Below are 644 nucleotides of genomic sequence, written 5' to 3' on the forward strand. Positions count from 1 at the left end.
GGCTACAAGACCAGTTGGAACGGTTATAAGCTACATATCGACACTGCCGACTGCGGCGTACCGATCGCCGCTTTGCTGTGTTCCGCCTCGATGCACGACAGCCGTGCCGCTGTGCCGCTCTCTCACATCACCAAAGACCGGGTCACCAATTTGTACGACCTGATGGATGCGGCGTACTGCAGCAAAGAGTTGCATGCACATTGCCGGGAGCTGGGCCATGTGCCGCTGATTGATCACAATCCGAGGGGCGGCGAAAAGGAATACTTCGAGCCGGCTGACGCCGTGCGCTACCGTGAACGCAGCATCGCCGAGCGTACCAATGCCCGCCTCAAGGATGAGTTTGGCGGGCGTAACGTCATGGTTAAGGGCCACGCCAAAGTCATGAGCCATTTGATGTTCGGTCTGCTCGCCTTGGGCGCAGACCAATTGATGCGACTGCGAAGATGAAACAGCCAGTTCAACCGCAAGACCGCCGATTTCCCCTCCCAAAAGACCGGGCGCGGTTCTGCCACGTCCCACCTACGAGATTGACCATGATTCCGCCACCTTAAACCAGCAGAGTCCGTCTAACTTCGAAAAACGTGATCAAAAATCACGATTTCCTCATGCCGACCGGTTCAGGAAAATAGTTTTGCAACTGGCTC

At 56.1% G+C, this 644-nt stretch carries 1 protein-coding gene; it reads left to right on the forward strand.

Annotated features, from left to right (window positions below):
• Positions 1-447: transposase (locus tag F2P44_RS34505; protein WP_167094603.1), on the forward strand; the 447-nt coding region annotated here is incomplete at its 5' end.
• Positions 448-644 lie beyond the last annotated feature (197 nt).

The organism is Massilia frigida, from assembly GCF_011682175.1.
Taxonomy (GTDB): Bacteria; Pseudomonadota; Gammaproteobacteria; order Burkholderiales; family Burkholderiaceae_D; genus Telluria_A; species Telluria_A frigida.